Consider the following 4,199-nt stretch of genomic DNA (forward strand, 5'->3'; position numbering starts at 1 on the left):
CGATCGACCCGCTCCACACCCTGCATGCCAAAACCCTCTCAGCACGCACAGCAGACACCGCGACGACACGCGGATTATTCAGCGGCCTCCTAGCGCTGGTTCAAGGCCGCCGGGAGGGGCGTCGCGTGGACGATATGGAGGCGGGTGACGGCCCGGGTCAGTACGACGTACAGGCGGTGGAGCCCACGTGGTTCGGCCGAGACGATCCGGGCCGGCTCGGCTACCACGACCGCGTCGAACTCCAGCCCCTTCGCGAGGGTCGCCGGGACGCAGACCAGTCTCGCCGTGTCCATCTCCTCCTCGGTCTCCCCCAGGAGTGCCGGCTGGAGACCGGCGGCGGCTAGCGCGTCCCGCAGACCTGAGACCTGCTCGTCGGCCGCGATCAGCGCGACCGAACCTTCGCCGGTCAGAGCGGCCCGGCAGGCAGCGACGAGCGTGTCCAGAAAGGAGAGCTCATCGGTCTGTACGACGGTCAGCGCCTCCGCGACCGTCCGTACGCCACTCGGCACACCGAGCGTGGGTGCGATCTCGGGCAGCAGCTTCGCCGCGAAGTCGATGATCTGGGCCGGCACGCGGAACCCCCGATCGAGCTCGGCCACCACGGCGTCCGTCTTCTCGAGGTGATCAAGCACCCGATCCCATGAGCCGGCCGCCCACGGGGTCGTTGCCTGCGCGACGTCGCCGAGGACAGTTGCCGACCCGGTGCGACAACGCCGGCCCAGCGCGCGCAGTTGCATGGCCGAGAGGTCCTGGGCCTCGTCCAGGACGAGATGGCCGAGCGAGCCGGCCCGGCGTTCGATCAGGTCGTCCAGCTCGTCGAGCAACACGGCGTCGGCGGCCGACCACGTCGCCGACTTCCACGAGCGGGAAGGCTTGCGCCACAGCACCGCCGCGCGTTCGTCCGGGGTGAGGTCATCGGCCGACTGCGCCAGGAAGTCCGCATCGGAGAACAGCCGGTGCAGGACCTGTTCCGGTACGACGCGGGGCCACACCGCGTCGACCAGTTCCTTCACGGGCTTCGAGCGGGCGACGGCGTTCTGCACACGGTCGTCCGGCGACTCACCACGCCGCTCCATCAGAACCAGTACGGCGTGCGCGATCCGCTGCGCAAGAGCGTTTCGCCCCGGGGCGTACCTGGTCGACTCGCGCAGGGCGGACACGATGTCCACGACCTCGTAGTCGTGCACCCGGTAACGCCGGGATCCCTTGCTGTACAGGATTCCGGCGGTCGGCGTACCGACGTACGACCACAACGCACGTCGTAACACGTGCGCCATCCGGGCATCACCCTTGACCCGTGCGGTCTCCGGCTCGTCCGACGCGGCGGCGGGCTGGGTGATCAGCTCGTCGATCGTGATCTGCCGAACGTCGACCTCACCGAGCGCGGGCAGGACCTTGCGGATGTACGAAAGGAACGAGCGGTTCGGGCCCACGATGACGACACCGCCGCGGCTCAGCCGTTCCCGTTCGGTGTAGAGCAGGTACGCCACGCGGTGCAGGCCGACAGCGGTCTTACCCGTCCCGGGTGCGCCCTGCACGCAGATGCTCGGATGCAGCGGCGCCCGGACCAGATCGTCCTGTTCCGGCTGGATCGTGGCCACGATGTCGCGCATCGGCCCGGTGCGTGGGCGTTCGATCTCGGCCCGCAGGAAGGCGTCGGCTACGTCGGCTGCCTCGGTCCCGATCAGCGGCTCGTCCTCGAAACCGGTCAGCTCGGCCGCATCGGAGAAGCCGTAGCGGCGCCGCAACAGGACCCGCTGCCGGTCGCTGCGGGTCGCCCGGTAGAACGGCACCGACACCGGCGCCCGCCAGTCGATGACGAGCGGCGCGCCGAGGCCGTCGTGAACGTGCCTGCGACCGATGTAGATCCGGTCCAGCTCCTCGATGGTGCCGGCCTCGTAGTCGAGCCGCCCGAAGAACAGAGGTACATCGGGCAGGTCGACGAGCGCCTGCGTCCGCTGCTTGTGGGCCAGCGCGTTGGATTCGTTGGTGAAGCGCTCGTCGTTGTCCTCGCCGCCGATCACCGGGATCTCCCGGTGCAGCACGTCCTGGTACATGCGGGCCAGGGCCGCATGAGCTTCGGTCAGGAAGGCCCGTTCGGCCTCGAGTTCTGGGGTTTCGGCAGGGATGAGTTCGACCATGGAAGGGCCTCGACCTCGCGGTGACAGGTGAACGAACGACGGACTGTGGCGATCAACAGGGTCCCGCCCCGGAGAAACATCCGGTTCGATTCGATCCTTGACGCAATGCAGGGAAACCAGCCGAAAAGACAGACCGGCGACGCTACCAGCGGCTTGAACAACCCGCCACCGAATTACCTACAGCACTTCGGGAGTGAGGTCTGGATCAGCCAGGTCCGGGTCGAACGGGAACATCGGCCGCTCGATGCGATGGTGGCCCAGGCGGAGGAGGTCCTGGTTGACGCCGCCGGGGGTGAGGGCGAGGAGCCAGTCCGCCGCCATCGCGTAGAGCTCCGGTTCGAGGTAGCCGATCTTCACGACGACCAGGTCGGCGTCCCGCGGCGACAGGCCGAGCTCGGTGAAGTCCGACTCCAGGTGGTACGGCTTGCGGCGCGCGGTCACGATGACGCGCAGCCCGCCGACCCCGAGCACGACCGCGGCCCCGGCCGGATCGATCGCGACCACTTCCGCGGTCAGCGGCACCGGTCCACAAGGACCCGAATCGATCTTGCCGCCCAGCTTCACGCTCACCGTCGCCCCGACGCCCGCACCGACAGCGGTCGCCGTCACCTCAGGGTCGACGATGGCGGCGTAGATCGTGGTCAGCTCTGTGATTGCCGGCATACGCAGAAGCAGGTCCAGCGTGTACGACGTGTCGCCGGCGCCGCCCGCCGTCGGGTTGTCACCGGAATCGCTGATGAAGAACGGCCGGGCGGAACTCGCGATCGCCCGCTCGACGCACTCGGCCAGGCTGCCGGTCGGCGCAACGAACTCGAACTCGTCGCGCGCATCCCAGTAGGCGTCGGCGAGCCGCTTCGCCTGTGCGGCGACAACCTGCTCGTCGTCGCCGGTCACCACGACCGCGGCCTGGCAGCGCGGCTCGTCCGCCCACGCGTACCCGACCCAGATCGCCGCGTCCAGTACGCCGTCCATCGCCTCGACCTCATCGACCAGTGCGTAGATCCCCCTGGCCGGTTCGATTCTGGTGCTCGTCTTCTCCCCCGGCAGAAGCACCGGCACCTGCACCCACGCCTTGTGCGGCCGCCGCCCGCCGGAACGGAGCCGCGTCACCAGATTGCGGGCCGCGCGCTCCCTGGTTTCCCACGCGTCGGTGTGCGGAGCCTTGCGGTAACAGGTGATCAGGTCGAGCGTGTCCGCGAGCGAACGAGACACGTTGCCGTGGAGATCCATCGAGGCCGACAACAACACCTCGGGGCCGACGACCTCGCGGATGCCCGCGACGAACTCCGCCTCGATGTCGGTACGCCCGAGCACACTCATCGCTCCGTGGAAGTCGACGAACACCCCGTCCAGCGGCCCCGCCGTACCGAGCAACTCGAAGATCTCCCCCGCCAGCTGCTCGTACGTCTCCTCCGTCACCGGCCCACCAGGCACCGCCACCGCATGCAGCAGCGGCACCCACTCGACGCCCTGGGTCAACGGCGCGCCCGGCGCGAGGAACGCGTACCGCGCCAGCAGCTCGTCGCCACGCGTCACCCGGAAGTCGTCCAACGTGGTCCGATGCGGCGAGAACGTACTCGACTCGATCGCAATCCCAGCAATCCCGATCCGCAACGCCCCAGAACGCCCAATCACCAAGCTGGCCTCTCTCGCAGACACCGCACTCCACCGACCAGGACGACCCTACTCAGAGTCTCCAGCTCACCTGCATCTCGCTGTCCGTGGCTGATTTGATTCGCAGTGTAGTCGAACATACTATCGATTCATGAGCGAATGCCTGGCCACCCGCCCCGGGGACGCAGCCCTGCGCCCGCTCTCGGGCCAGGCCGACCGCTCACCCCACGACCCCGACAACCCCACCCCCCTCAGCGACACCACCATCGCCGAGCAGGGCGTCCTCGGCCGGTTCGACGTGGAGGACGACCCGGCCGGTGGTTCGGCGTTGTATGACGCGGTGGTCTCTCAGGACACCACGCAACTGGCCGATGGCGGCTGGCTGGATCGGGTGGATGCGATCACCCGGCTCGAGGCCCGGCTGGCGGCGTTGAAGGCCGAGGC

Annotated in this window: 3 protein-coding genes; 1 reads left to right on the forward strand and 2 read right to left on the reverse strand. The window is 68.6% G+C overall.

Annotation, left to right across the window (positions count from 1 at the left end):
* Positions 1–89: 89 nt before the first annotated feature.
* On the reverse strand, positions 90–2,141 hold the full coding sequence (locus tag EV643_RS43730) for a HelD family protein (RefSeq protein ID WP_133806134.1): 2,052 nt from the start codon (positions 2,139–2,141) through the stop codon (positions 90–92).
* A gap of 177 nt (positions 2,142–2,318) precedes the next feature.
* On the reverse strand, positions 2,319–3,800 hold the full coding sequence (locus EV643_RS43735; protein ID WP_238166226.1) for a M81 family metallopeptidase: 1,482 nt from the start codon (positions 3,798–3,800) through the stop codon (positions 2,319–2,321).
* 106 nt (positions 3,801–3,906) lie between these two features.
* On the opposite strand from EV643_RS43735, the gene EV643_RS43740 reads away from it, so the two are divergent.
* Positions 3,907–4,199, forward strand: a 293-nt coding sequence (locus tag EV643_RS43740) for a hypothetical protein (protein WP_133806135.1), incomplete at its 3' end; no start/stop codon positions are given.

The organism is Kribbella caucasensis, from assembly GCF_004361855.1.
Classification (GTDB): domain Bacteria; phylum Actinomycetota; class Actinomycetes; order Propionibacteriales; family Kribbellaceae; genus Kribbella; species Kribbella caucasensis.